General features: G+C 71.4%; 21 protein-coding genes. 12 read left to right on the top strand and 9 right to left on the bottom strand.

Annotation, left to right across the window (positions count from 1 at the left end; translation table 11 throughout):
* Positions 1-15: 15 nt before the first annotated feature.
* The 3 genes from ABZ860_RS37685 to ABZ860_RS37675 are packed head-to-tail and all read right to left on the bottom strand — an operon-like array spanning position 16 to position 1,533.
* A complete protein-coding gene (locus tag ABZ860_RS37685; RefSeq protein ID WP_357229946.1) occupies positions 16-387 on the bottom strand; it encodes a cupin domain-containing protein in 372 nt (123 codons plus the stop codon).
* Positions 388-442: 55 nt separating this feature from the next.
* Positions 443-1,285, bottom strand: a complete 843-nt coding sequence (locus ABZ860_RS37680) for an alpha/beta hydrolase (RefSeq protein WP_357229944.1) — start codon at positions 1,283-1,285, stop codon at positions 443-445.
* A 32-nt stretch (positions 1,286-1,317) separates the two neighbouring features.
* The gene (locus ABZ860_RS37675; RefSeq protein WP_357229942.1) at positions 1,318-1,533 is read right to left on the bottom strand and encodes a hypothetical protein; all 216 of its coding nucleotides are present in this window, start codon (positions 1,531-1,533) and stop codon (positions 1,318-1,320) included.
* Positions 1,534-1,646: 113 nt separating this feature from the next.
* On the opposite strand from ABZ860_RS37675, the gene ABZ860_RS37670 reads away from it, so the two are divergent.
* From ABZ860_RS37670 to ABZ860_RS37655, 4 genes are all read left to right on the top strand, one after another.
* Entirely contained in the window at positions 1,647-2,294 is a 648-nt protein-coding gene (locus ABZ860_RS37670) for a helix-turn-helix domain-containing protein (RefSeq protein WP_357229940.1), read from the top strand.
* Positions 2,295-2,958: 664 nt separating this feature from the next.
* The gene (locus tag ABZ860_RS37665; RefSeq protein WP_357229938.1) at positions 2,959-3,348 is read left to right on the top strand and encodes a metalloregulator ArsR/SmtB family transcription factor; all 390 of its coding nucleotides are present in this window, start codon (positions 2,959-2,961) and stop codon (positions 3,346-3,348) included.
* Positions 3,281-3,763 carry an SRPBCC family protein gene (locus tag ABZ860_RS37660; protein WP_357229937.1) on the top strand — a complete coding sequence of 161 codons (483 nt, stop codon included), beginning with the start codon at positions 3,281-3,283 and terminating at the stop codon, positions 3,761-3,763. Before ABZ860_RS37665 ends, ABZ860_RS37660 begins: the two co-directional genes overlap by 68 nt.
* Positions 3,750-4,322 carry a TIGR03086 family metal-binding protein gene (locus ABZ860_RS37655; RefSeq protein WP_357229935.1) on the top strand — a complete coding sequence of 191 codons (573 nt, stop codon included), beginning with the start codon at positions 3,750-3,752 and terminating at the stop codon, positions 4,320-4,322. Before ABZ860_RS37660 ends, ABZ860_RS37655 begins: the two co-directional genes overlap by 14 nt.
* Before the next feature lie 26 nt (positions 4,323-4,348).
* Here the strand turns inward: ABZ860_RS37655 and ABZ860_RS37650 are convergent, their stop codons facing one another.
* Positions 4,349-5,533: an MFS transporter gene (locus ABZ860_RS37650; RefSeq protein WP_357229933.1), complete on the bottom strand. Its 1,185-nt coding sequence runs from the start codon at positions 5,531-5,533 to the stop codon at positions 4,349-4,351.
* A 91-nt stretch (positions 5,534-5,624) separates the two neighbouring features.
* Positions 5,625-6,554 (bottom strand): LysR family transcriptional regulator, encoded by a 930-nt coding sequence (locus ABZ860_RS37645; protein WP_357229931.1) that lies wholly within the window; start codon positions 6,552-6,554, stop codon positions 5,625-5,627.
* 106 nt (positions 6,555-6,660) lie between these two features.
* Here ABZ860_RS37645 and ABZ860_RS37640 point away from each other — a divergent pair, with 106 nt between their 5' ends.
* Genes ABZ860_RS37640 through ABZ860_RS37615 form a run of 6 tightly spaced genes read left to right on the top strand, consistent with a single transcriptional unit; the run spans position 6,661 to position 12,619 of the window.
* Complete coding sequence (locus ABZ860_RS37640) at positions 6,661-7,662, top strand: fumarylacetoacetate hydrolase family protein (RefSeq protein ID WP_357229929.1); 1,002 nt, start codon at positions 6,661-6,663, stop codon at positions 7,660-7,662.
* Positions 7,659-8,603: a cyclase family protein gene (locus ABZ860_RS37635; RefSeq protein ID WP_357229927.1), complete on the top strand. Its 945-nt coding sequence runs from the start codon at positions 7,659-7,661 to the stop codon at positions 8,601-8,603. The genes ABZ860_RS37640 and ABZ860_RS37635 overlap by 4 nt, the downstream gene beginning before the upstream one ends.
* A 7-nt stretch (positions 8,604-8,610) precedes the next feature.
* Positions 8,611-9,732 carry an FAD-dependent monooxygenase gene (locus tag ABZ860_RS37630; protein WP_357229925.1) on the top strand — a complete coding sequence of 374 codons (1,122 nt, stop codon included), beginning with the start codon at positions 8,611-8,613 and terminating at the stop codon, positions 9,730-9,732.
* A complete protein-coding gene (locus ABZ860_RS37625; protein ID WP_357229923.1) occupies positions 9,729-10,721 on the top strand; it encodes an amidohydrolase family protein in 993 nt (330 codons plus the stop codon). Before ABZ860_RS37630 ends, ABZ860_RS37625 begins: the two co-directional genes overlap by 4 nt.
* A 1-nt stretch (position 10,722) precedes the next feature.
* Positions 10,723-11,658, top strand: a complete 936-nt coding sequence (locus ABZ860_RS37620; protein ID WP_357229921.1) for a VOC family protein — start codon at positions 10,723-10,725, stop codon at positions 11,656-11,658.
* A gap of 13 nt (positions 11,659-11,671) precedes the next feature.
* Complete coding sequence (locus ABZ860_RS37615) at positions 11,672-12,619, top strand: fumarylacetoacetate hydrolase family protein (RefSeq protein WP_357229919.1); 948 nt, start codon at positions 11,672-11,674, stop codon at positions 12,617-12,619.
* A gap of 31 nt (positions 12,620-12,650) precedes the next feature.
* On the opposite strand, the gene ABZ860_RS37610 is transcribed toward ABZ860_RS37615, so the two are convergent.
* The 4 genes from ABZ860_RS37610 to ABZ860_RS37595 all read right to left on the bottom strand — a co-directional run bounded on the left by ABZ860_RS37610 (position 12,651) and on the right by ABZ860_RS37595 (position 20,172).
* Positions 12,651-16,217 (bottom strand): WD40 repeat domain-containing serine/threonine protein kinase, encoded by a 3,567-nt coding sequence (locus ABZ860_RS37610; RefSeq protein ID WP_357229917.1) that lies wholly within the window; start codon positions 16,215-16,217, stop codon positions 12,651-12,653.
* 309 nt (positions 16,218-16,526) lie between these two features.
* Positions 16,527-18,611: a S8 family serine peptidase gene (locus tag ABZ860_RS37605; RefSeq protein WP_357229915.1), complete on the bottom strand. Its 2,085-nt coding sequence runs from the start codon at positions 18,609-18,611 to the stop codon at positions 16,527-16,529.
* Positions 18,612-18,997: 386 nt separating this feature from the next.
* A complete protein-coding gene (locus ABZ860_RS37600) occupies positions 18,998-19,243 on the bottom strand; it encodes a hypothetical protein (protein ID WP_357229913.1) in 246 nt (81 codons plus the stop codon).
* Between the two features lie 122 nt (positions 19,244-19,365).
* Positions 19,366-20,172, bottom strand: coding sequence for an SAM-dependent methyltransferase (locus ABZ860_RS37595; protein WP_357229911.1), 807 nt, complete (start codon positions 20,170-20,172; stop codon positions 19,366-19,368).
* A gap of 662 nt (positions 20,173-20,834) precedes the next feature.
* Between ABZ860_RS37595 and ABZ860_RS37590 the strand changes: the two genes are divergently transcribed.
* A complete protein-coding gene (locus ABZ860_RS37590; RefSeq protein ID WP_357229909.1) occupies positions 20,835-23,768 on the top strand; it encodes a family 43 glycosylhydrolase in 2,934 nt (977 codons plus the stop codon).
* 256 nt (positions 23,769-24,024) lie between these two features.
* On the top strand, positions 24,025-26,330 hold a 2,306-nt coding region (locus tag ABZ860_RS37585; protein ID WP_357229907.1), incomplete at its 3' end, for a family 43 glycosylhydrolase.

Genomic DNA, 26,330 nt, shown 5'->3' with positions numbered 1-26,330 from the left:
AACCTGGTGAGGTGGTCAGGGCCGCACGGCGTACACCTTGCGGAGCGTCTCGTGCACCGTCCACACCGTGCGCGCGCCCCCGGGCATCAGGACGACGTCGCCCGGGCCGACGTCGAGCACCGGGCCGTTCTCGACCTCGATCGTCGCGCTGCCGCGAAGCACGACGAAGACCTCGTCCGCCTCGGTGTCGGTGCTCACTCCCGGCCCGTGCTGCCAGACGCCGACCGCCAGGTCCGCACCCGACGCCAGTTCCAGATGACGGACCTCAGGGGTTCCGGACACGACCTGCGCGGGGTCGAGCGGGTCCGGATCGAGGTCGGCGTCGGCCAGGGCCGCCGCCCGCACCACCCGCGGGGTGCCGGTGAACGATTTGTCGTGCCGGTTCATCGTCGATCAGGTCCCATCATCGAAATCGTACGGCCGGGCCCTGCGCCCGCCCTGGTCAGCGCGGCCGGGCGAGGGCCGCGTGGATGATATCGGCGCAGGCGGCGACGTCGAGCGCCAGGCCCTGGTGGTCGCCGGGAAAGACGAGCGGCTCGACGCCGAGCCGTTCGGCCAGCGCCCGGGCGGACAGAGCGGGCACGCCGTCGCCCGACTCCGCGCCGACGCCGACGGCGACCGGCACGGGACCGGAGCGCAGCGCGGCGAGGTCGGGCTCGAAGCGCAGCACGGGCAGCAGCACGTGGGCCAGGAAGTAGTCGAGGTTGCCCTGGATACGGCCCATCATCTCCAGGGCCTCGGGCGGCATCAGGGAAGGATCGGGCATCGCGGGAGGCGCGCTGTTCCTCCCGTCGACGGTGGCGACGAACTTGCCCATGGCCGCGCCCGCGCCCTGGTCTCGGTAGGTGTCGTACACGTCCTGGAACGCCGCCCGCCAGTGCTCGCGGCCGGGCAGCAGTTCGGGGATCGGCGGCTCGTGCACGACCAGGGCGCGCACCCGTTCGGGGTGGCGAACCGCCAGGTCCAGGGCGGTGAGCGCACCGCCGCTGCTGCCCAGCACGTAGGCCGGCTCGCCGCCCAAGGCGGCCAGCAGGCGGCAGGCGTCCGCACTGAAGACCCCGACGTCCTGTTCGGAGGGCGGGCCCGTCAGGGTGCTGCGGGACAGGCCGCGCTGGTCGTAGGTGACGACGGTGTAGCGGTCGGACAGGCTCGCGGCGAGCCCGGCCAGCGCCCCGGCGTCCGCGGGCGCGCCGGGGATCATCAGCAGCAGCGGTCCCGTTCCCCGCACCTCGTAGTGCAGGCGTGCGCCGGGAACGTGCAGCGTCCCGGTCTCGACGTCGTTCATCGGTGTCCTCCGTTCCTGTTCAGTGGGGTCGGTCAGGCGGGCCGGTAGGTCAGGTCGAGCACGCCGGTGGTGAAGGCAACGGACCGGGCGAGCTCCAGGGGCATCAGCAGGGTGTCGGCCTCGGCGTACGTCTGGCCGACCGCAACGCCCATCTCCTCGCTCAGGTAGGGGAAGTGCCAGGTCTCGGGCGCCTCCACGACACCGTCCAGCGACACGAACAGCCCGGCGACGACCTTCCGCGCAGTCATGCGTTCACTCCTCAAGTAACACCAGGGGAACCGGCCGAAGCGGCCGAATGAGCTGCAAGCTTGTCTTTTACAAGCATGCTTTGTCAACTGAAGTATGCGGTAGGATCTGCAGCATGGCGGCTCGTGAGTACGGACAGTTCTGCGGCCTGGCCCGCGCGTTGGAGATGGTCGGCGAACGCTGGACCCTGCTGATCGTCCGCGACCTGTTGTCGGGACCCCAGCGCTACACGGACCTGCACAAGGGTCTGCGGGCGATCCCGACCAACATCCTGTCGGCCCGGCTCAAACAGCTCGAAGAGGCGGGCCTGGTCCTGCGCCGCGCGCTGCCGCACCCCGAGCGCGCGGTCGTCTACGAGCTCACCGACTACGGCCGCGAGCTCGAACCGGCGCTGATCGCGCTGGGCCGCTGGGGCGCCAAAACGATGACCGAGCCCCGCGCCGGCGAGGTCGTCACCCCCGAATCGGTGGCCATGGCCTTCCGCACCACCTACCGCCCGGAAGCGGCCCGAGGGACCACCGTCGGCTACGAGGTCCGCATGGGCGACTTCACCCTCCGCCTGCAGATCACCGATGGGGCCCTGACGGTCGGCATCGGCCCGCATCCCGCCCCGGACCTCGTCGTCGAGAGAGTGGCCGACCAGGGGATCCACGCGCTGATGACCGGTGCCAGGACCCCCGGCGAAGCGCTCGCCGACGGCAGCGTGCGCGTGCACGGCGACCCCGCGCTTCTCCACCGCTTCGTGGAGGCGTTCCGCTTCTGACCCCGACGGCGTCAAGGCATCGCAGGAAGGGGTCGCGGTACCGGCAGCCCCTCACACGGTCGTGGATCGCGCGCAGCCACGGCTCGCGCACCTCCGGTACGTCCACACCGCCGCGGTCAGCGACACCGCTGCCCCCGCACCGCACGGCCACGTCTCGCCGGTCTGCGGATGCCGCGGAACCAGGGCGATGTCCGAGGTCGGGGTAGGCCCGGCCCCGCCAGTGACTGGCTCCTCATCGCCGGCCCAGGCGGAAGCAGGACGTCGAGCGCCGGACGGAACACGTCGGCGACGGGGCCGGCGGATACAGCGCCAGGGTGGTCCGGAAGGCTCCGGGTCCACGGCGTACGTCCCGGTTTCATGAGATCGGGAAGCAGGTCATGGCCGGACCGCTGGTGGGCATGGACGGGAAGCGCGACCCGCACTACGGGCGAGGTCAGCAGCGCTCCGCAACCCGCGCACGCGAACACCGGCACATGCCCTCCCGAACCGATGCGGACATCGCGCTCGATCGCATTGAACCGCGCGAGGCCCCTCGGCGACACCGGGCCGGTCGGCTGGCGCAGAGAGGCAGGAGCAGCGCTTTCAACCACATGGTTGTCGGACGGGTCTCCACGGTCTACGATCCTTTCAACCATTGGGTTGAAACCGAGGGAGGGCGGAAACCATGGACGCGCTGTCTCGAATCTTCGCCGCCCTCGCCGATCCGACCCGGCGCGACATGATCGCCCGGCTCGCGGAGGGCGACGCGACCGTGAGCCGGCTGGCCGAGCCGTACCGGATGACGCTGCAGGCCGTCTACAAGCACTTGCGGGTGCTCGAGGACGCCGGGCTCGTCAGCCGGCCGCGAGGGCCGCAGCCCCGGCCGGTGCGCCTGGAGGTCCGGGCCTTGGACCTGATGGACACCTGGATCGAGCGCCATCGGGACCGTGTCGAGCAGCGCTACCGCCGCCTCGACGCCGTCATCGCCGACATGAGAAGGGACGAGCATGAACAGGATCACGCAGACAGTCATCGAGGCCGATCCGGGGCTGCCGGTCATCCGGACGACTCGTGACTTCGCGGCGACGCCCGAGCAGCTCTTCCGCGCCCACACCGATCCCGCGCTGTTCGCCCGGTGGGCGGGTCCCGAGGCCACGGTCACCCGGATCGAGCACTGGGATGCCCGCACCGGCGGCAGCTGGCGGTACGTCTCCGCGCACGACGGCACGGAGTACGGGTTCCACGGCTGCTTCCACGAGGTACGGCCGGACCGTATCGTGCAGACCTTCACGTTCGAGGGCGACCCCGACGGGGTCGCGCTGGAGACGCTGTGGTTCGAGGACCTGGGCGACGGCCGTACGCGGCTGCGGACGCAGTCGCTGGTCGACAGCTTCGAAAGCCGCGATGCGTGGCTGCGCAGCGGCATGGAGGTCGGTGTCGACGAAGGTTACGCGAAGCTGGACGGGATGCTCGCCGATGGCGCTGTCTGACCGCCCGGCCGAGCGGCACCGTCAGGTCGCCGGACTGTTCACCGAACGGGTACGCGGCACCAGGTCCTGGGACGTGCCCTCCCCCGTCGAAGGCTGGGCCGCCCGCGACGTCGTCCGCCACCTGACCGAATGGCTCCCCGGGTTTCTCTCCTCCGGCGCCGGCGTCGAACTGCCCTGCGGACCGTCGGTGGACGAGGACCCGGTCGCCGCGTGGCAGGTTCACTGCGACGGTGTGCAGGCGGTGCTCGACGATCCGGAGACGGCGCACCGGGAACTCGCCAACCCCCACATCGGCCGCCTGCCGCTGGCGACCGCGATCGACCGGTTCTACACCGCCGATGTGTTCATGCACACCTGGGACCTGTCCAGGGCCACCGGCCAGGACGACCGGCTGGACGCCGGCTTCTGCGCTCGGCTCCTCGCCGAGATGGAGCAGATGGAGCAGGTCATCCGCTCCTCCGGCCAGTTCGGCGCCCGGGTCGAGGTGCCCGGCGATGCCGATGCCCAGGCCAGACTGCTGGGTTTCATCGGCCGGGACCCGTTCTGGCCCCAGCGGTGACCCGGACGCCCTGCGGCCTGCCGGCGCTACGGCGCGGCGGCGTCGAGTGGTGACGCCGAAACGGTCAGGACGGTGGCGACCAGAGCGGCCAGCGCCAGCGACGCGACGCCGATCACCGCGAGGGACGTGCCGAGCCCGCCGGTCACCGCGGTCAGGCCCCCGACGAGCAACGGGGACAGGAACTCGCCGAGGAACAACGCGGCGGTCCACAGCCCGGTGCCGCGGCCCCGCCGCGAGAACGGCAGCCCGCCGACCGCCCAGGTGAGCAGGGTCGGCAGCAGCAGCCCGGTGGCGAAGCCGGTGAGCACGGCACCCGCGACGATCATGGGCACGGAGCCGGTGGCGAAGACCAGCAGCAGGCCGAGCCCGGACAGCGCGAACTCGGCGACGAGCAGCGCCCGCGCGCCGCGGCCCGCCGCCCTGGCGAACAGGCCTGCCCCGGCCGCGGTCGCCAGGGACATCACCGCGGAGACGGTGCCGATGACGGCGGTGTCGGCGACCCCCGCCCCGTCCAGCACGTACGGCAGCTGCACGATCAGCGTGTAGAAGACGACGCCTCCGCCGACCGTCACCAGGGAGGGCACGGCGAGGGCCCGCCAGGGCCAGGGCTGCCGGTCCTCGTGGCGGGAGACAGCGGGCTGCCGCAGCAGGAACGCCATGGGGATCGCGATGAGCGCGGCGGCGGCGTACATCCAGAAGGGCGTACGCCAGCCGCCGGCGCCGAGCAGGCCGCCGAGCGCGAAGAAGACGGTCGCGGCGACGGTGGTGGCGAGGGTCTGCATGCCGAGGTAACGGGCGCGGCGCGGCCCGGACCAGTAGTCGGCGATCAGGGTGGTGCAGCAGGTCATGATGGCCGCCTCGCACACGCCGACGAGCACCCGGCTGACCAGGATGGCCTGGAGCGAGTCGAGGTAGAGCGGCGCGGTGCCGAAGGCCGAGTAGGCGACCATGGTGACGATCAGCAGCCGTTTGCGGTCGAACCGGTCGGCGACGGCGCCGGCGAAGGGCGCCCCCAGCGCCACGAACAGCGCGGGAACGGTCAGGACGACCGGGACCAGGACGGCGACGCCCGGGGTGGCGGCGAAGTGCTCGCTCATGCGGGGCAGGACCGGGGAGAGCAGGACGGCCCCGAGCACGGGCATGCAGCTCCCGGCGAGGAGCACGATGAGCTGGGGCAGACCCGCCCGCGCGGCGGAGACCGATGGGGACATACGGGGCCTCGCTGGATGTCGCGGGGATGTGGCAGGCATCACTGTCAGACATCCGGCGCGGTACGCGGAAGACGGAAAGTGCCGATGGTCGTCATCCACCCGGTGGATGGCCGGGCAGCGCGGGCAGGCCGGCGCCCACGCGGGCGGCGGTCTCGCGCAGCCAGATGTGGGCGGCGTCGTGCGTGTGGACGGGGTGCCACCACAGGGCCTCCTGCAGCGGCACGGCCGGGAACGGGCAGGGCAGCGTGCGGACCGGGGCGAGGCCCCGAAGCAGGCCGGCCAGGCGCCGCTGGATCAGCGCGATCCTGCGGGTGCCCGCCACCAGGCTCGGCAGGAGCTGGAAGCTGTGCACCGACACGTCCACGTGGGGTTCCAGCCCGAGCATGGACATCTGGCGGGCCACCGGGGCGTCGAACGGCCGCTGGTAGACCACCCACGGCAGATGGGCCAGGTCGTCCATCGTGAGCCGCTCCCCCACCTCGGGGTTGTCGGCGGAGACCAGGCAGACCCACTCGTCGCGGTACAGCTCCACCGCCGGGAAGTCGCTGATCACGCCGTGCGGCATCAGCATTCCGTCCACCCCGCCGAGTTCGGAGTCGGCGTTCTCCACGGTGCCGGGCGACGCCGGGAGGAAGTGCAGCCGCACCCCGGGCGCCTCGGCGTGCAGGACGCGGGCGAGTTCGGCGCCGAAGACGGCGATCGCGTAGTCGGACGACAGCAGGGTGAACTCGTGCCGCTCGGTCGCCGGGTGGAAGTCCGCGCGGCTGGTGAACAGCCGTTCCAGCATCGCGTAGGCGTTCGCGGCGGGAGCGCGCAGGGCGGTGCCGAGGGGCGTCAGCTCGTAGCGGTTGCCCTGCCTGACCAGCAGCGCGTCGCCGAAGTGGCGGCGGAGCCTGGCCAGGGCGGCGCTCGTCGCGGGCTGGCTCAGCCCGATCCGCGCGCCCGCCCGGGTCACGTTGCGCTCCTCCAGCAGGGCACACAGGGCGACCAGGAGGTTGAGGTCGAGCCTCTCGAGGTTCACGGCGCTCCCACTATCCACCACATGGATCGACGAGATCCGAAGAATCGATTTCCCAAATCATCCCGTCGGGTTCAAGGTTAAGGGCACCACACCGGGAGGAAACCACGTGGAAACATCCCCGCCCCTTGCCGGCCCGTTCGCGCTCGGCACGTTCTCCGCCGGCGCCCTTTCCGGCAGCGCGCGCTTCCCCGGCCTGGTCACCGGCGACCACGTCCTGGACCTGCGCACCGTCCCCGGGCTGCAGGCGTACGGCAGCACGCGGGCGCTGCTGGAGCGCTGGGACGACGTCCTGCCGCTGCTCCACGGCCATCACGCGCACGGGGCCGCCGGGACGGCCGGAGAGCGGCTGCCGCTGGCGGAGCTGCGGGTGCACGCCCCGGTCGAGCCCCGGCAGATCCTGCAGTCCGGCGCCAACTATCGCACCCATGTGATCGACCTGGCGGTGGCGCACGAGCCCGAGAACGGCCGGCCCGCCGACCAGGTGCGGGCGGAGGCCGCCGCGATGATGGACCGCCGCGCGGCCGAGGACCAGCCGTACGTGTTCATCGGCCTGCCCTCCTCGGTGACCGGCCCGTACGACGACGTGGTCATCCCGGCCTGGTGCGCCAAGCCGGACTGGGAGCTGGAGCTGGCGGCGGTGATCGGCCGCCCGGCCTTCCGGGTGCCCGCCGAGCACGCCCTGGAGCACGTCGCCGCGTACACGATCGCCAACGACGTCACCGCTCGCGAGATGGTGTTCCGCCGCGACATGCCGGAGATCGGCGCCGACTGGCTGCGGGCCAAGAACGCCCCGACGTTCACCCCGCTCGGGCCCTACCTGGTGCCTGCCGCCTTCGTCGGCGACCCCGGCAACCTGCGCGTGACGCTCCGGCTCAACGGGAAGGTCATGCAGGACGAGACCACCAAGGACATGATCTTCAACGTGGCGCGGCTCGTGTCGTACGCTTCGCAGACGGTCGAACTGCTGCCCGGCGACCTGGTGCTCACCGGCAGCCCGGCCGGCAACGGCATGCACTGGGGCCGGCTGCTGCGGCCGGGCGACGTGATGGAGGGCACGATCACCGGGCTGGGCGTCCAGCGCAACCGCTGCGTGAGCGAGGCCGGATGACACCGGAGGACGCGATCGCCGAGGCCGCGGCGAGATACTCCAACTGGGGCCGCTGGGGCGCCGACGACGTGCTGGGCACGGTCAACTTCGTCGACGAGGCCAAGCGCCGCCAGGGCGCGGCGTGCGCCCGCACGGGCGTGTCGTTCTCGCTGGCCCAGCGGTTCGACATGAACGGACCGCAGAAGGGCTGGCGGCGCCGCACCAACCCGGTGCACACGATGCTGGACACGGGACTGGACGCGGTCCACGGCGACCAGGGGTTCCCGCACGGGTTCGGCGGCGCGGACGACGTGATCGCGATGCCGCTGCAGTGCTCGACCCAGTGGGACGGCCTCGGCCACATCTTCGATCACGGCAGGGCCTGGAACGGCCGCCCCGCCGACCGGGTCGTCACCTCCGAGGGCGACCAGGTCACCGGCATCGAGCACATGGCCGCGCCGGTCGTCGGCCGCGGCGTGCTGCTCGACGTGGGGCGCGTGATCGGCGGCGGGGAACTGCCGGACGGATTCGCGATCACCGAGGAGCACCTGAACGCAACGGCCGAGGCGCACGGCGTCGCGGTCGGCCGCGGCGACATCGTCTGCGTGCGCACCGGTCAGCTGAGCCGCGTCAGGAGGGAGGGCTGGGGCGACTACGCCGGCGGTCCCGCCCCCGGCCTGTCGTTCTGGAGCGCCGGCTGGCTGCACCGCACGGAGGTCGCCGCCGTCGCCACCGACACGTGGGGCTTCGAGGTGCGCCCCAACGAGTTCGAGAACGCCTTCCAGCCGCTGCACCAGGTGGCCATCCCGCACATCGGCCTGCTGATCGGCGAGATGTGGGACCTGGACGCGCTCGCCGAGCACTGCGCCGCCGACGGCGTGTACGAGTTCTTCCTCGCCGCCGCCCCACTCCCCGTCACGGGCGCGGTCGGCTCCCCCGTCAACCCTCTCGCCATCAAGTGAGTCGCTCATGCCAGCAGTAGGCAACGTCCTCATCGTCGGCGGCGGCACCGCCGGATCGGCCCTGGCGATCCTGCTCGCCCGCGCCGGGGTCACCGTGGACATCGCGGAGATCCAGTCCGGGACCACCGCGCTCGGCTCGGGCATCACCCTGCAGGGCAACGCGCTGCGGGTGCTGCGCGACCTCGGGGTGTGGGACCGGGTCGCCGCCGCGGGCTTCGCGTTCGACTCGCTCGGGCTGCGCGCCCCCGACGGCACGCTGCTCGCGGAGATGCCCGGCGCCCGCACCGGCGGCCCCGGCCTGCCGGCCACCCTCGGCATCAACCGCCCCGAACTGGCCGCCGTCCTCGCCGACGCCGTAGGCGAGGCCGGTGCGCGGACCAGGTTCGGGGTGACCGCCGAGGCGCTGACCGACACCGGCGACCAGGTGGAGGTGCGGCTGTCCGACGGCACCACCGGCACGTACGACCTGGTGGTCGGCGCCGACGGCATCCGCTCGGCGGTTCGCGGGCTGATCGGGATCGACGTGGCCCCGAGCCCGACAGGCATGGGCATCTGGCGCGTCCACACCCGCCGCCCCGCCGGGGTCGAGCGCACCGACCTCGTCTACGGCGGCCCCTGCTTCATCGCCGGATACTGCCCGACCGGCCCGGACACCATGTACGCCTACCTCGTCGAGAAGGCACGCCCCCGTGAGGCGGTCGGAGACAAGGTCGCGCACATGCGGGCCCTCGCCGAGGGATACGGCGGTGCCTGGGACGAGATCCGGGAGGACATCACCGACCCGGACCGCATCAACTACACGTGGTTCGAGTCGCTGCTGGTCGACCGCCCCTGGAACCGCGGCCGCGTCGTGCTCGTCGGCGACGCCGCGCACGCCTGCCCGCCCACCATCGCGCAGGGCGCGGCACAGTGCCTGGAGGACGCCGCCGTCCTGGCCGAGCTGCTGCTCGCCGCCGACCGGCTCGACCGGTCGCTGTTCGACGCGTTCATGGACCGCCGTCACGAACGGGCCGCGGCCGTGGTCGAGGCGTCGGTACGGCTGGCCCGGTGGCAGATGGAGCCCGCCCCGGACGCCGACATGCCCGGCCTGATGAACCGGATCACCGCGCTCGTGACGGAGCGGCCGTGATCACGATCGACGCGCACGCGCACGTGCTGCTGCCGCAGATCGAGCAGGCCGTCGCCGGGCGGCCCGGCCACGCCGCGCACCGGGAGCTGGACGCGCGCCGCAACGGCCCCGACTCCCTGGAGGCCTCCGGCCGGATGATCTCCGAGCGTCTCGGACGGCTCACCCGGGTGCCGGCGCGGCTGGCCGACATGGACCGCGCGGGGGTGGACGTTCAGATCGTCAGCCCGTCCCCGTCGCACTACCACTACTGGGCGGACCCCGATCTGGCGCGTACGGTGTGGCGGCTGGCGAACGAGTTCACCGCCGCGCACTGCGCGCAGGCCCCCGGGCGGCTCCACGGCCTCGGCCTGGTCCCGCTCCAGCACCCCGCGCTGATGGTGGAGGCGCTGGACCACGCGCTCGGCCTCGGGCTGAAGGGTGTGGAGATCTCCTCCCACGCGCCCGGCCTCGAGCTGTCCGACCCGGCGTACGAGCCGTTCTGGGCGCACGCGGCGGCGACCGGCGCGGTCGTCTTCCTCCACCCGTTCGGGTGCACGTTCGACGAGCGGCTGGACCGCTGGTATCTGTCCAACATCGTCGGCCAGCCCGCGGAGAACGCCGTCGCGCTGTCCCACCTGATCTTCTCCGGCGTGCTCGACCGGCATCCGAGGCTGAAGGTGCTGGCCGCGCACGGCGGCGGCTACCTGCCCGCCTGCACCGGCAGGGCCGACCACGGCTGGCGCGTGCGGCCCGAGGCGCACGCGTGCGCCGAGCCGCCCAGCGCCTACCTGCGCCGGATCTGGTTCGACTCCCTCGTCTACGAGCCCGCGGCGCTGCGCGCCCTGGTCGAGGCCGCCGGGCCTGACCGGGTCGTGCTCGGCTCCGACCATCCCTTCGACATGGGCGTCGAGGACCCGCTCGACCGGCTGCGCGCCGCGCTGCCGGCCGGGGACGCCTTCAACGCCGTTCGCGGCGGCAACGCCCTCCATCTGTTCGATCTGAAGGACTGACATGTCACGTCTGATCACCCATCTGCGGCACGTGGACCTCGCCGTGCCCGACTACGACAGGCAGCGCGCGTTCTACTCCGGCGTCTGGGGGCTCACCGAGGTCGCCGGCGACACCGGCATCAGCTTCCTGGCCGCCGAGGGCTCACCCGAGCAGTACGTCATCCGGCTCCGCAAGTCCGCGGAGAAGCGGCTCGACCTGGTCTCCTTCGGCGCGGCCACCCCCGCCGACGTGGACGCTCTCGCCGCCCGGCTGGGCGCTGCGGGGGTCACGCTCGTCAGCGAGCCCGGCCCCCTCGCCACCCCCGGCGGCGGCTACGGCTTCCGCTTCTTCGACCTCGACGGCCGCACGATCGAGATCTCCGCCGACGTCGCCGTACGGGCCCACCGCAGGCTGGAGCCCAAGGAGTCGGTCCCCGTGCGGCTGTCGCACGTCGTGCTGAACTCCCCCGACATCGACGCGACCCGCGACTGGTACGAGACCCACCTGGGCTTCGCGCTGTCCGACACGCTGGCCCACCCCCGCATGGGGCAGGTCATGCACTTCATGCGGTGCAACCCGCAGCACCACAGCATGGCCATCGCCCGTGGCCCGCACGCCTCCCTGCACCACATCAGCTTCGAGATGCGCGGCCTGGACGAGTACATGTACGGCACCGGCCGCCTGCTGCGCGCCGGGGTCCGGATGATCTGGGGGCCCGGCCGGCACCTGGCGGGGGACAACACCTTCTCCTACTTCCTCGACCCGCACGGCAACACGGTCGAGTACACGACCGAGCTGGAGGAGCTGGACGAGGACGCCTGGCACCCGCACGTCTACGACTTCTCCCAGCCCGACGTCACCGACCAGTGGGGCACGGCCAACCCCATGAACGAGCTGGTTGCCAAGGAGTCCTTCAACGACGCCGACCGCGGCGTCTTCGTCGCGCCGCCGGTCTGACGGGGGCCCACTGATGCGGATCGCCACCTTCACCCACCGGGGGCGTCTTCTCTCGGGAGTCGCGGACGCCGGATCGGTCAGGCCGTTTCGCGACGGGAGCGGCCTGCTCGACCTTCTCGTGGACGGCCGCCTCCACGAGGCGGCCGACCTCGCCGGAGACCCGATCCCGCTGGACGACGTCCGGCTGCACGCGCCGTTCCAGCCGCCCACCGTGCGCGACTTCGTCGCGTTCGAGGAGCACGTCGAGGGCGTGCGCAGGAGCGTGGACGGGCACGGCGGCGTGCCCGAGGCGTGGTATGACGCCCCCGCGTTCTACTTCACCAACCCCTACGCCGTCGTCGGCCCGTATGACGACGTGCCGCTGCCCCCCGGCTGCCGGGCGTTCGACTTCGAGCTGGAGGTCGCCGCCGTGATCGGCCGGGCCGGTCGCGACCTGACCCCCGAGCGGGCCCGCGACCACATCGCCGGTTATCTGATCATGAACGACTGGTCGGCCCGCGACCTGCAGAGCCGCGAGATGCGGGTCAATCTGGGCCCGGCCAAGGGCAAGGACACCGCGACCACCCTCGGCCCGTGGCTGGTCTCCGCCGACGAGCTGGAGCCGTACCGGGACGGCGAGGGGTTCCTGCGCCTGGCGCTCAACGCGTCGGTGAACGGCGCCGAGGTCGGCCGCGACCTGCTGTCGAACATGAGCTGGCCGTTCGAGGACCTGGTCGCCTACGCCTCGCGCGGCACCTGGGTGCGCCCCGGCGACGTGCTCGGCTCCGGCACCTGCGGCAACGGCGGCTGCCTCGCCGAGGTGTGGGGTCTGCGGGGCCGCCAGGACCCTCCCCCGCTCCGGCCGGGCGACGTGGTCGAGCTGACCGTCGAGGGCATCGGCGCCGTGCGCAACACCGTCGTCGCCGGGGCCGAACCCCTGCCCATCCCCCCGGCCCGCGTTCGGCCCCGCGGCCGCCCCTGACCCGCGAGATGAAGTTCGGCCGATCGTCAGGTCAGGCGGAGCAGACGTCCTGGTACGGCGCGCCGGGGAGGTAGCGGGTCCACTCGGCCTCCGTCAGCGTGCGACCGGCACGGGAGCAGACGGTGGCGACCAGGTCGGCGGGATCGGCCGAGACCTCGCGCAGCGTCCCGGTTTCGTCCAGGACGCGCAGGACGCGGCCGCCGGAGGCGAAGGCCGCGGCGGCCACCAGGTCGGCGCCCGTGCCGGGCATCGACGTCCCGAGCTTGGCGGGCGTCGCGACGTCCCACAGCTGGACGGTCCCGTCCACGAGGACGGTGGCCGCCACATCGCCCCTCGGCGAGAACGGCATGCTGAAGATCCCCGCGGTGGAGGCGCTCTTGAAGACGGGGCCGCGTCTGCGGCCCGTGGACAGGTCCCAGAAGGTCAGGCGGCCGGAGGTGTCGCCGATCGCGAGGATCCGGCCGTCCGGGCTGAACCCGGACTGGGAGACGCGGACCGCGCGGATGCCGGTGCTCCCGGAGGTCGTCGCCGGCCCGGACGGGCGGCCGGTCGACAGGTCGATGAGGCGGTTGACCCTGGAGTCGACCGGGGCGACCATGGCGCTCCCGGGCCGGAATACGGCCTCCATCTCGGTGTTCAGGTCGATCGTCTTGATCCAGCGGTCCTGCCGCATGTCCCGGACGAGCAAGCGGTTGTGCTGCTCCTGCGTCCCGTCCTGTTCCGGGGTCGCGGCGGTCACGACGAGAAGGCTCCCGTCGGCGTTCATGGCCAGACCCCGCGCGTACCAGTCCCCGGCGAGCGTGATGCGGCCCGTCTGGACGTGCCGCTCGGTGTCCCACACGCGGACGACGTCGGCGCCCATGCCGTCCGCGAAGGCGAGGAGGCGCCCGTCGCCGCTGAACGCGAGCGACAGCATCGGCGCGTCCGCCTCCATCAGCCGGATCGGCGGGCCGGAGGGGCGCAGCCGTGCGCCGTCCCACAGCACCAGATCACGGGCGTCGGCCTCGTGCGTCACCAGGAGCCGGCCATCGGGGCTGTACAGCGCGGCATCGGGCGTGACCTCCGGCAGCCGCCTCCGGGCGAGGAGATCGGCGATGTCGAGTGTCACGACCGTGTCGTCCGCCAGGTAGCGCAGCGCGGCGCCGTCGAAGCCGAATCCCTCCGCGTCCACCCGGTAGGTCAGCACCGTGTTCCCCGTCGCGACCTCGACGAGCCGGAAGTCGTTCTCGTCCCGGGCCACGAGAAGCCGTCCGTCCGGGCTGAACAGGACCCGGCCGCCGTCGACACCCGGCTGAGCCGGGAGCAGCCGTCCGGTCCTGAGATCGATCAGGGAGATGTCCGACGTCGTGGCGCAGGCGAGGGTGTGGCCGTCCGGGCTGATCGCGACGGACCGGGCCGAGCCCGTGCAGGCGTCCTTCTCGTGCCATCGCGCCACCGGCCGGCCGCCCGGCAGGCGCCACAGGTGGAAGCCGCCGAGGAGGTCCGCGAACGCCACCAGGCCGCCCGCCGGGCTGAAGGAGGCGTCCATGACCCCGGATCGCGAGGCGTAGGTCGCGCCGGTGCGGATGTCCCACAGCGCGGTGCCGTCCCCCTGGTGGATCTGCAGGTAGCGGTCGTCCGCGCCGGCCTCCACGCCGTTGAACGGCACGGCGGGCTCCAGTCCGAACGTCTTGCCGGTCGGCCTGCCGGTCGTCGTGTCCCACGCGCGGACCTCGGCCGGCGGGCCGTCCGTCCGGCCGGACGCCACGGCGAGGATCCTGCCGCTCGCGCTGAGCGCCGCGTCCAGCAGCGTGTCCCCGTTCCGGAAACCGAGGCCGTCCCATCCGCCGGCCGGCTTCCCGTTCCTGAGGTCGTAGATCCGGACACCCCGGGGGGACACGCTGAAGAGCCTGCGCCCATCGGCAGTGATCATCCGTACGGAGTCGCCGACGGGCTGGGGATCGGTGAAGACCGCGCGCTCGCGCTGGGCCCAGGCGTTCTGCAGCGCGGACCGGGTCTGCGGCGTCCGGTCGAGCCGCCAGGAGGCGACGCCGAGCAGCATCGCCCGCACCGGGTCCGACGTCCGCATGCCGTCGGCCTCTGTCGCGGCCTGGCCGGCGAGAGCGTGGTCGCGTTGCTCGGCGACGACCCCGCTCTGCCGTACGGCCGTCGCACCGGCCGCGACCGAGACGGCGAGCAGGACGGCCAGGACGGTGGTGAGCAGCCGCCGGCGGCGCAGGCGGCGGCGGGTGGCGGCCTCGCACGCGTCGAGGAAGTCGCGTTCCAGCGGGCTCAGCGTGAGATGCCGGCGTCCGGCGGCGGCCCAGTGCATGGCGGACTCCAGCCGTCCGCCCTGCAGCACGTCGCCCTCGCGCCGTCCGTGGCCGTCCCACTGCCGGGCCGCCGTGCGGACCATCCCGTGTACGGCCAGGCCGCCGCGCTCGTCGTCCACCCACTCGCGCAGCCGGGGCCAGGCGCGGAGCAGGCCGGGCCGGGCGAGCACGATGTCGCCTCCCCGCCGGACGAGCAGGTAGGCGAAGACGTCGAGGATCCGGTCGAGGGCCGCCGTCTCAGCGGAGGACCTGCCGCCGAACAACTCGTCGCTCGGGAGCGGTCGTAACGAGAGCTCTCCGCCCTCGCTCGCGGCGACCATCCTGAGGAAGACGTCGGGCACCAGGGCACGCTCGGGCTCGCCGAGCAACCCGTAGGCGTCCTCGGCGAGCGTCCCGAGCCCGGGATCCGAGGCCGTGTCGAAAGACAGCCGCCCGGCCGCGGCGCTGCCCGCCCTGAGCAGATCGGCCGGGGGCCCGCCGGCGCCGGCGATCAGCCCCAGGAGCAGGTCCCGCGCCGTGGGCCGGTCGAGCGGCTCCTTGCTGAGAGCGGCCTCGACGAGCGAGCGCAGCGAGCCGGGCAGCACATCGAGATCGGGGTCGGTGGCCAGCACGCGATGCATGACCGCACCCAGGCTCTCCGCCTGGAAGGGGTCGTCGCCGATCGCGGCGTACAGGACGACGGCTCCCCAGGAGAAGACGTCGGCAGGGGCTCCGGCGCGCCTGCCCATGAAGACTTCCGGCGCCATGTAGGTGGGCGTGCCGGTCACGAGCCCGCTCGCGGTGAGGGACATCTCCAGCGTCCTGGCGATCCCGAAGTCGATGACCCGCGGGCCGTCGGGCCCGAGCAGGACGTTGTCGGGCTTGAGGTCGCGGTGGATGACGCCGGCGTCGTGGATGGCCGCCAGCGCCGTCGCCACGCCGGTCGCCAGCCGGTGCAGCTCGTCCCCGCGGAACCGGCGGCCGGACGCGATCGCCTGGCGCAGGCTCGGTCCCTCGACATACTCGCTGACGATGTACGGCTTGGGCCCGACGAGGTCGACCGCGAGAACCCGGGCCGTGCAGAAGGAGGCGACACGACGCGCCGCCATGGCCTCCTTGCCGAACCGCGACCGCAGGCCGGGATCGCTCGCCGTGTCGCCGTGGAGGACCTTGACGGCGACGCGGACGCCGTCGGGATCGTAGGCCTCGTACACGACTCCCTGCCCGCCCGCGCCGAGCCGCCCGGCGAGCCAGAAGTCCCCCAGGCGCGGCGGGTCGCCGGGGAGCAGGGCGGATGCCGCGGCCATGCGATCAGTCCCTCCGTCTCGTGACCGGTACGAGCGGTTGGACACCGGTCGAGGCGCAGAAGTTCTGCCCGCGGTTCTGTTCACGGACTCGGGCGCGGGCCCTCCGTCTGGGGTCCGCACCTCGTGACGCGTTCGCGACTGCACGTCACGGTGACGGCGGCATGAAGATCAGAATGCGCTACAGCAGCGGGGCCGCCGCGCACCGCGGCGCCGAGTCCTCGCCGGACGCGCCGGGCGAGCCGGGCCCGTGACGCGCGAGCGCCCTGCCGGCGACGGCCGGCAGGGCGCGATGCGGGTGTTCGGAAGCGGCTAGAAGCTGGGGTAGATGTCGTAGGTCTGCCCGCCGACACCGTAGTAGTTGGAGCCGGTGGACCAGAGGCTGTCGTTGACCAGGGGCTTGTAGAAGAACTGCTGCCCCACGGGGACGTTGACCCCGCACTCCCACAGGTCGGCCGCCTTGCCGACGCAGTACTGGCCGGCGGTCCAGCTCAGGGGCGCGTCACCGCGGAGGGCGATCCGGTTGCCCGCGCCCGGGTTGTAGTGGACGCGGACCGTGGTCGTGGTGGAGGCCGCCTCGACGCCCGCGCCGAGCGCGGTGCGCAGCGACGCGCCCCCGGTCGAGGTTGCGGTCAGCACTCCCCCGTACACGCTGGTGGTGCTGTTCACCTGGTGCAGGGTGACGGTGACCTGCGCGGTGCCGTTTGCGGGCACCGTCACCTGGTTGCCGCTCAGGGTGAACAGGCCGGCCGGGGCGGGCGTGCCGCCGGTGGAGTCGGTGGCCGACACGGCCAGGTTGAGCGTGACCGGGGTCGCGGAGTCGTTGGTGTAGGTCACGGTCTGCGTGGCCGTGGGCTGGGCGGCGGTGACCGTCAGGGCGGCGCTCGGCGGGTTCGCGGTGACCTGCTGGCTCACCGCGCGGGCCGCGTCGACCCGGCCGGTGCCGTACGTGTAGGGGGTCGACCCCGCGGCGGCCGCGGCGGTGCCCATCAGGGCGTCCTTCAGCCGCTGCGCGCCCCAGGCGGGGTGGCGCTGCTTGACGAGCGCGGCCGTCCCGGCGACGTGCGGGGTGGCCATCGAGCAGCCGCTCATCGTGCCGTAGCCGCCACCGGGCACGGCCGCGGTGATGTCCACGCCCGGCCCCGTCATGTCGGGCTTCAGCCCCTGGGTGCCGACGGGGCCGCGGCTGGAGAAGCCCGCCACGGTGTCGGTCAGGTCCACCGCGCCCACGGTCAGCGCCTTGGCGGCCACGCCGATGGAGCTGATGGTGGAGGTGCCGGGGCCGTAGTTGCCCGAGCAGACCACGAACAGCGCGTCGTACTGCGAGGTCAACGTGTTGATCGCGGTGGCGACGGGGTGGTCGGAGAAGCCCGGGTCGCTCTGGATGCTCATGCTGACGATCTTCGCGCCCTGCTCGCCGACCGCCCACTCCATCCCCGCGATGATCGCGGAGCTGGTGCCCCAGCTGTCGTCGCCGAGGACCTTGCCGACGACCAGGCTCGCGCCCGGGGCGACTCCCTTGTACAGCCCGCCCGAGGCGGCGCCGGATCCGGCGACGGTCGAGGCCACGTGGGTGCCGTGCGAGTTGCCGTCCTCGACGCCGTTCGCGTTGCCGGTGAAGTCGGCACTGGCGACGACCTTGCCCTGCAGGTCGGGGTGGTCGGTGTCATATCCGGTGTCCAGCACGGCCACCTTGACGCCGGTGCCGTCGTACCCGCTCGCCCACGCCGTCGGCGCGCCGATGTGCGGGACGCTCTGGTCGAGGCCGGCCGACACCTTGCCGTCCAGCCACAGCTTGGTGACACCGCCGCGCAGAGTGCTCGGCGCGGCCGAGCCGCCGGTCAGGCCGCGCCAGCCGTCGGGGGCCGACTTCTTGCCGATGGCGAACGCGCTGAGACCCAGACGGGGGAAGGCGTGCCGGCGCTTGGCCGCCGAACCGAGCGCGGCGTCGGCCCGCTCGGCGTTCTCGCTGGTGGCGCTCTTGGGATAGGTGGTCATGACCGGGATGGTCTGGCTGCGCTCGTCGTCGTAGCCGTCCGCGATCAGCGTGCCCACCTCGAAGAGCTGGGGGTCGAGCCGGTCGGCCCGGATGAGCGGGGCCGCGTCCGACGGCACCACCGACACCTGGTCGCCGCGGTCGGTGACCGCGAAGGTGATGCCCGTACGGCCCTCACCCGGCTCGACCGACAGGACGCGCAGGTCGTGGTTCTCCAGGCGCGCCTTCACCGTGTCGCCGGTGACGAGGGTGACCGTGTGGTCGCCCGCCGCGGCGGCTCCCGACGCCGCGGAAGGACCGGAAGGAGCCGAGGAGGCAGAGGGGTTCGAGGGGACGGTCTGCGCCGCGGCGGACACGGCGGGCAGACCGAGGAGGGCGGCCGTCGTGACGACGACGGCCACGGATGATCTCCGCAAGGGTTGTCTCCCGAGTGGTCGAGTTGATCACTACGGAAAACAGGCTAAGTTTTGCCGCGCAATTCTGAAATGTGCGGAATTCGTGTTGTTTCATCGAGACCATGATCACGGAATCGGCGCGCCGCGCACCGATGTAAACGGTTTCCGTGATAATCGGCCCCGCAGGCCGACGAGATCGTCAGGCATGCACGGGCATGTGGCTTCGATCACATCTGTCGATATTGTTTTCTGCGTTGTCCCTGGTGTAGAGGGCTACAGGGGGTCACCACAAGGAAGCGAAGCGCTTAACCGCCGCAAGACACGTTCAGTTTTCAACCCGCCGAACAATGCGTGAATGCGATGTAACAGAGTTTTATTTCATGAACCTTCTACTACTTCACGGGCGGGGCGGCGACGGCGGGTATTACGCGAACCCGAGGGCGGCTGCGGCATGCGTGACGCGAGAACGACGGAAAGTATCGGGCGGCCGTGCCGGCCGGAGCACGAGCTCGTCGGCGGAGGAAGGCGGCGATGATTCCGGCGTCGACGGGGATGTGCAGGCCGGCGCCGAGGGACAGGTCGCCGACGGCGAGGAACTGCTCGCCGGCCGTGAGGGCGAAGACGGCGGCGGCGATCACGACGCCCCGCCCTCGGCGGCCGGACGGCGGACGGTGACCGCGCCGATGCCCGAGCCGGCCACGAGACCGTGCCGAGGCGCGCCTGTCCGCTCTCCCGTGAGCCGGGGTGTCCCGCTCAGGCGTCAGCGGACGCGGCCCACGCCGCCGAGCGCGCCGGCCTTGCCCTCTCGCACCAGGGGGTAGTCGGCGTCGGGCCGCCACTCCTGCAGCGGCACCACCCCGGGCTCGACCAGCTCGAGGCCGTCGAAGAACGCGAGGATCTGGTCGTGCGATCGGGAGGTGGTGCCGGGGACGGAGGTCCGGCTGAACACCTTGCGGCCCTCCTCCTCCTGGTCCTCGCTCAGATCGCCGAGGGAGCCGTGCGACACGACCAGGTAGCCGCCCGGCGCGAGCGGGCCCCGGAGCGCTGCGACGATCTTCATGGCCTCGTCGTCGTCCGGGATGAAGTGCAGCACGCCGAGCAGGAGGACGGCGAGCGGCTGGGAGAAGTCGATGTGCTCCCGGACCTCCGGATGCCGCAGCAGCGCCTCGGGGTCGCGCATGTCCGCCTCGACCGCGCGCACCCGCTCGTTCTCGGCGAGGATGGCCCGGGCGTGGACGAGGACGATGGGGTCGTTGTCCACGTAGACGATCCGGGACTCCGGGGCCTGTTCCTGCGCCACCTGGTGGACGTTGCGCTGGGTCGGAAGCCCGGCTCCGATGTCGAGGAACTGGCGGATGCCCTGCCGCGTGAGGTAGGTGACCGCCCGGATCAGGAACTCGCGGTTCTCCCTGGCGATGTCGGGAAGGTTGGGCAGGATCTCGATGATCTTCTCGGCGGCCTCGCGATCCGCCGCGAAGTTGTCCTTGCCACCCAGGTAGTAGTCATACATCCGGGCGACGCTCGGCGTAAACGGGTCGACGCCCGCAGGCGCCTTACGCTCGTCCACAACACTCCCCTCGTCGTACACCAAGGATGGTACGGCCTTGATCGCGATCGGGAGGAGACGTCACCAATTCGTCATCGAATGCCAGAAATCGGTATGAAGATGCTGTCTGTAGGCGAATCTGTTACCTACCCCCGGGCCGCTCCCTGACGTGCCGCGACGGTAATTTTCGGGCTTACGGACAGTACGTTACTGCCCGCGATGCACGCCTCAGAGTCTTGACAGTGCAGCGCCGTCCCACCTACGGTCACGAAACATCGCCGTCATCTACTTGTAGTCGAAAATGTTAGCGCTAACAGCCCGAGGAGCCCCCTGATGAGAGCGGTCCCCCCGCCGCACCTCACCCCGCCCCTCCGCGGGAACGTTTCACGCCGTCCCGCCCGCACGGATACGACCCCCCTCATGCGCGACCGCCTCATGGCCGCCTTACCTGCGCGCCTGAGGTGAGCACCCCGCTCTCCACATCGCACAACCGGTAGGACATCGCCTCCACCGCGAGCCCGCGCGCTCCACCCCGTGCGGCGGGACCGCCACGCCGGCCGGACCCGGGACCGAATCCTCCTTCGCGGGCCGGCGGTTCGCCCGCACCCCAGTCGACCGCCCACTCAGATCCCCACCCACTCCTGTCAGGCATTGCCTGACATCGCTCATCCTAGGAGTTTCGCGTGCCCGAAAATCGCCGATCCACGGCGATCCCCCGACGGTTCCGGAGGATCTCGCTCGCGACGGCCGCCGCGCTCGTGTGCGGTGGTCTCGCGTCCCACGGTGGTGTGGCGAACGCCTCCGCCGGCTGGTCGCCGACGCCGTCGTACACCTCGACCGACCGCGGTGACGGCACCTACACCGTGCCGATCCTCAACTCCGACGTGCCGGACATCAGCGTGGAGCGCGTCCCGGCCGCGGAGAACAAGGAACACCGGGACGTCTACTACATGATCAGCACGACGATGCACCTGAGCCCGGGCGCGCCGATCATGAAGTCGTACGACCTGGTGAACTGGGAGATCGTCAACTACGTCTTCGACCGGGCCGACATCGGCGACGCGTTCTCCCTGCGCAACGGGCAGAACTCCTACGGACAGGGCCAGTGGGCGTCGTCCCTGCGGTATCACGACGGCAGGTTCTACGTCGTGTTCAACACCAACAACCTCGGCGGCGCGTACCTCTACAGCACCGACGACGTCGAGAACGGGAAGTGGAAGCGCACGCCCCTCGGCCGCGGCCTGCACGACCCGTCGCTGTTCTTCGACGACGACGGCACGCCGTACATCTTCTACGGCTCCGGCGGGACGAGCGCCGTGCGTCTCAAGTCCGACATGTCAGGCATCGACAAGGACTTTCCGAACATCTTCACGGCGAGCGATTACGCCGGCAAGCCGTTCATCGGCGGGCTGTTCGAGGGCGCCCAGGTCTTCCACATCAACGGCTACTACTACGTGGTCGTCATCACCTGGCCGTCGGGGCAGGGACGCCAGGTCGTCATGATGCGCTCCAAGGACCTGCTCGGGCGCTACACGTCGGCGGACGGCTCGAACACCTACGAGGCGCGCGGGGTGCTCAACTCCAACGGCTTCGCCCAGGGCAGCCTCGTGCCGATCTCCCGCAACGGCGGCACCGACTGGTACGGCATGTTCTTCCGGGACAACTTCCCGATCGGGCGCACCCCCGCGCTCATCCCCGCGACCTGGCAGGACGGCTGGCCGACGTTCGGCAACAACGGAGTCGTGCCGGTGAACGGCGCGTTCGACAAGCCGATCGAGCTGAGCCCGGAGGGGGAGAGGTTCGAGCAGCAGAAGAGCCTCGTCGCCTCCGACGACTTCGCCAACGACGCCCCCCACAAGGCGTACATGGACGAGGAGTGGACGATCCCTGACCCGCCCACGTACGACGGCTCGCTGATCGGCGTCGAGCTGCTGCAGAACGCCGGGTTCGAGTCCGACGCGGTCGCGCCGTGGGCCGGGCAGTACGGCGCCACACTCAGCCGGGACACGACCGACCCTGCCGCGGGCTCTGCGGCGCTCAAGGTGAGCACCCGCACGCTCAACGGGTCCGGCCCTAACCAGCTCCTGAACGGCAAGATGCAGCGCGGTGTGACCTACACCGTGTCGGCGAAGATCAAGTACACCTCGGGCCCGAGCAGCATCAGGTTCAACCTCGTCGCGGACTGGGGCGCGGGCGTCCAGACGATGGCGTCCGGGAACGTTCCCGCCGGGCAGTGGACGACCGTGACCGGCCAGTACACCGTCCCCGCGACGGCGAACGTGGACAACTTCAAGTTCGCGGTCGAGACCCCGTGGGGCAACCCGCAGCCGGCCTCGTCGAGCGTGGACTACCTGATCGACGACGTCTCGGTCGTCGGTCAGCCGGTGACGATCGAGAGCCCCTCCAAGGAGGAGATCGCCCCCAACGGGTCGCGGCTCGCCCCGGTGTGGGAGTGGAACCACGCCCCCGACAACCGCTACTGGTCGCTCACCGACCGGGACGGATGGCTGCGGCTGACGACCGGCAAGGTGGTCACCGGCAAGTACGTCTACACCAAGCTCTCCGGCCGCGACGAGCTGACCTGGTTCGAGGAGGCGCGGAACACGCTCTCGCAGCGTACGTTCGGGCCGCGGCAGTCCGTCGAGACCAGGATGGACATCTCCGGCATGAAGAACGGTGACGTCGCCGGTCTGGCCGCCTACAACCGCGGGTTCTCGTACGTCGCGGTCAAGCGCGTCGACGGCCAGAACACGCTGGGCGTCGTCAACCGGGTGCAGCCGTTCGCGGTCGACATCGACCAGTCGGCGATCGAGAACTTCGTGCCGGGCACGACGGTGCCGCTGGGAGACGCGACCCAGGTGTACGTGAAGGCGGACCTCGACTTCAGCTCGCCGGTCGGGCAGCTGTGGACGACGTTCTACTACAGCCTCGACGGGCTGGAGTGGACCCCGCTGGGCAGCCGCGTCGGCCCGCAGACGCTGGACGGCAGCCTCTCGCACTTCATGGGACACCGGATCGGCCTGTTCGACTACGCGACGAAGGAGAAGGGCGGGCACGTCGACTTCGACTACTACAAGCTCAGCGACACCCTGACCGCGCAGAACAAGCCGCTCGACACGAGCGCCCTCGACGCGGCCATCGCGTACGCGGGCACGCTCGACGAGCGCGACTACCCGGCGGACGCCTGGGCCGGCATGCAGGCCGCGCTCGACGACGCGAAGGCGGCGCGGGCCGGTGAGTTCGGCACCCAGAACCAGATCGACGCTCCGGAGCGGGCGCTCAGCTACCAGCTGGCCCGGCTCGGCACGCTCAAGTCCGCCACACCGCAGGTCAAGCTGGCCGTCACCGCCGCCTCCCGCTGCATCGGCACCTCGGCCTACCTGGCGGTCACGGCCGTCAACAACGGGGATGTGCCGGCGACGATCACGCTGACCACCCCGTATGGGTCCAAGACCGTGGCCGACGTGGCCCCGGGCAAGCAGGCCTACCAGTCCTTCAACACCCGCGCCGGGCACATCGACGCCGGCACCGCGACCGTGAAGGGCACCGCCACGATCGACGGCAAGCAGGTCACCACGTCCTACGACGCCGCCTACACCGCGGCCGGCTGCAGCTGAGCTGCTCACACCGCGGTCAGCTGCCGCTGACCGCACCGGCGATGACCACGGCCCACGTGCCGGGGACACCGCCGTAAGGAAGGCACCAGCACCACCGGGGCCGGCCGACCAGCCGGCCGGCCCCACCCCCTAACACGTCGCGCGCATCTGCGCGGTTCGCCAGGGCGGGCGGCCGCCCATCCCTGTCCGCAGTGAGCCGACCCTCCCCGGGGCGTCCGTGTCCCCGGAAGAAGTCTGAGGTCAAGGAGGATATTTCGTGTTGAAGCGTGTTCGAAGGACGGCCCGGCGACGGGTCGCCGCCATGGCGGTGGCCGGCGCCATGCTGGCCGCGGCGGTCGCCGCGACGGCGGGACCGGTCCAGGCCGCCGGCCCGAACATCATCGTGAACGGCGGGTTCGAGGACGGCCTCGGCAGCTGGTTCGTCAACAACGGGAACGCGACCGACGGCGCGACGCTGTCGCCCACGACGGACGCGTACGCGGGATCGAGCGCCGTGCTGGTCACCAACCGCAAGACGACCGGATCCGGTCCGATGCAGGACCTGTCCGGCAAGGTGCAGGCCGGCAAGACGTACGCGATCACGGCGCGGGTGAAGTACGAGAACCCGAACAGCCCGGCGACCAAGCAGTTCTTCGCCACCATGCACTACGGCGGCTCGACCTACACGAACGTCGGCACGGTGACGGTGGCGCGCGGACAGTGGGGGCTCATCCAGGGCACCTTCACGATTCCCGCCGGGCAGAGCGTCTCCACCGCGAGGCTGTTCTTCGAGACGCCGTGGACGTCGGACCCCGCGTCCGCTCCGGACACGCACCTCATGGACTTCAAGGTCGACGACGTGTCCGTCTCCGAGTTCGTGCCGTCGACGACCATCGAGGCGCTCGGCAAGAACCCCGGCGAGGGCAACCCGCTCATCTCGCACAAGTTCGGCGCGGACGGCAACGCCTTCGTCCACGACGGCCGCGTGTACATCTACATGACCAACGACACGCAGGAGTACAAGCCCGGTCCCACCGGAGTCTCCTCGACGAACACCTACGCCAGCATCAACACGATCACGGTCATCTCGTCCGACGACCTCATGAACTGGGTCGACCACGGCGAGATCCCGGTCGCGGGCCCGAGCGGCATCGCCCGCTACGCGAACAACTCGTGGGCCCCCGCCATGGAGAGCAAGGTCGTCGACGGCAAGGAGAAGTTCTTCCTCTACTTCGCCAACAACGGCGGCGGCTCGGGCGTCATCGTCGGCGACTCGCCGATCGGTCCGTGGCACGACGAGCGCGGCAACCTGCTCATCACCAGTGCCACTCCGGGCGCCTCCGACGGCAAGAACTGGCTCTTCGACCCCGGCGTGTTCATCGACGACGACGGCCAGGGTTACCTCGTCTTCGGTGGTGGCGGCGACGACGGGTCGCGCAGCGCCGAGAACACCAACCACCCGAAGTCCACGCGCGTGATCAGGCTCGGCGACGACATGATCAGCACGAAGGGCTCGGCGGAGGTCATCGACGCGCCGCTCGTGTTCGAGGCCGGCCACCTGTTCAAGCGCGACGGCAAGTACTACTACTCGTACTCGTCGAACTTCGGCTTCGGCGGCCCGATCGACCCCAACGGCCCGCCGACCGGGGCGATCGCCTACCTCATGGCCGACAGCCCGATGGGCCCCTGGACGCCGGAGACGTACAAGGGCATCATCTTCCGCAACCCCGGCACCTACTTCGGCGCCGGCGGCAACAACCACCAGTCGGTGTTCAAGCTGGGCGGGCAGTACTACTTCACCTACCACGCCCAGACGCTCAACAGCCGCATCACGGGCGGCGCCACGCAGGGCTTCCGCAGCCCGCACCTCGCCAAGCTCGACTTCAACCCGGGCGGCACGATCAAGGAGGTGAAGGGCGACTACAAGGGCGTCGAGCAGATCCGCAATCTCGACCCCTATCGGGTGATCGAGGCCGAGACGATCGCCTGGCAGCAGGGCATCGCGACCAAGAAGATCGACGGCGGGTCGGAGGAGTTCGGCGCGCAGGCCCCGAACCTCGTGGTGCACGACATCGACGACGGCGACTGGACGTCGCTCGCGAAGGTCGACTTCGGCACGGACGGCGCCGCGGGAGTCACCGCCAAGGTGCGCCCGCTCGCGGCCGGCGGGAAGATCGAGATTCGTCTCGACGGCCGGACCTCGCCCGTCGTGGCGACCATCCCCGTCGACGCGCCGCTCGGCGAGTGGACGAAGCTGACCGCCAAGCTCGACGGCGTCAAGGGCGTCCACGACGTGTACTTCACCTACGCCGGGCCCCAGGGAGCGGACCTCTTCGAGGTCGACTCCTGGTCCTTCGCCGCGGCGTCCTCGTCGCAGGTCAAGCTGGCCGTCACCGCCGCCTCCCGCTGCATCGGCACCTCGGCCTACCTGGCGGTCACGGCCGTCAACAACGGGGATGTGCCGGCGACGATCACGCTGACCACCCCATATGGGTCCAAGACCGTGGCCGACGTGGCCCCGGGCAAGCAGGCCTACCAGTCCTTCAACACCCGCGCCGGGCACATCGACGCCGGCACCGCGAC

This window comes from Microbispora sp. NPDC046973 (assembly GCF_040644495.1).
Classification (GTDB): Bacteria; Actinomycetota; Actinomycetes; order Streptosporangiales; family Streptosporangiaceae; genus Microbispora.
The sequence above is the reverse complement of the archived record's forward strand: the minus strand, read 5'-3'. Positions and strand labels throughout refer to the sequence as shown.

Coding starts and splice junctions, on each gene's coding strand:
- ABZ860_RS37685 (WP_357229946.1), bottom strand. CDS start 387: ATGAACCGGCACGACAAATCGTTCACCGGCACCCCGCGGGTGGTGCGG.
- ABZ860_RS37680 (WP_357229944.1), bottom strand. CDS start 1,285: ATGAACGACGTCGAGACCGGGACGCTGCACGTTCCCGGCGCACGCCTG.
- ABZ860_RS37675 (WP_357229942.1), bottom strand. CDS start 1,533: ATGACTGCGCGGAAGGTCGTCGCCGGGCTGTTCGTGTCGCTGGACGGT.
- ABZ860_RS37670 (WP_357229940.1), top strand. CDS start 1,647: ATGGCGGCTCGTGAGTACGGACAGTTCTGCGGCCTGGCCCGCGCGTTG.
- ABZ860_RS37665 (WP_357229938.1), top strand. CDS start 2,959: ATGGACGCGCTGTCTCGAATCTTCGCCGCCCTCGCCGATCCGACCCGG.
- ABZ860_RS37660 (WP_357229937.1), top strand. CDS start 3,281: ATGAACAGGATCACGCAGACAGTCATCGAGGCCGATCCGGGGCTGCCG.
- ABZ860_RS37655 (WP_357229935.1), top strand. CDS start 3,750: ATGGCGCTGTCTGACCGCCCGGCCGAGCGGCACCGTCAGGTCGCCGGA.
- ABZ860_RS37650 (WP_357229933.1), bottom strand. CDS start 5,533: ATGTCCCCATCGGTCTCCGCCGCGCGGGCGGGTCTGCCCCAGCTCATC.
- ABZ860_RS37635 (WP_357229927.1), top strand. CDS start 7,659: ATGACACCGGAGGACGCGATCGCCGAGGCCGCGGCGAGATACTCCAAC.
- ABZ860_RS37630 (WP_357229925.1), top strand. CDS start 8,611: ATGCCAGCAGTAGGCAACGTCCTCATCGTCGGCGGCGGCACCGCCGGA.
- ABZ860_RS37620 (WP_357229921.1), top strand. CDS start 10,723: ATGTCACGTCTGATCACCCATCTGCGGCACGTGGACCTCGCCGTGCCC.
- ABZ860_RS37615 (WP_357229919.1), top strand. CDS start 11,672: ATGCGGATCGCCACCTTCACCCACCGGGGGCGTCTTCTCTCGGGAGTC.
- ABZ860_RS37610 (WP_357229917.1), bottom strand. CDS start 16,217: ATGGCCGCGGCATCCGCCCTGCTCCCCGGCGACCCGCCGCGCCTGGGG.